Origin of the sequence: Halomonas sp. ND22Bw (assembly GCF_003011945.1) — a bacterium.
GTDB classification, from domain to species: domain Bacteria; phylum Pseudomonadota; class Gammaproteobacteria; order Pseudomonadales; family Halomonadaceae; genus Halomonas; species Halomonas halophila.
Window position 1 is genome coordinate 1 of sequence record NZ_PXWD01001761.1, and the last position, 237, is coordinate 237.

The following is a 237-nucleotide window of genomic DNA, read 5'->3' on the forward strand; positions in this document are numbered from 1 at the left end:
CACCGTTCGTGCCAACGCGCCATGTGACGCGCTGCCAGGCGGTCTCCGGCAGAGATCGAGCCAGCGTATCTGCCGAGAGTGGCTTGTGCTCAGGGCTCCGTCGTACCCGGGTGGGTGGGCGCCCGCGTCCGCTCCAAGGTTTGGGCGGCAGCGGTGCGGATCCTGGGGCCCACAGGCTCGTCGAGGACTGAACACCCAGACTGTAGCGCAAGCCCAAAGCCGTCAGCGCCGTACGGA

General features: G+C 68.4%; 1 protein-coding gene. It reads right to left on the minus strand.

Going from position 1 to position 237, the window contains the following annotated elements; all coding sequences use genetic code 11:
• Positions 1-237 (minus strand): transposase (locus CVH10_RS24340; RefSeq protein ID WP_146143403.1); only part of this gene is annotated, 237 nt, incomplete at both ends.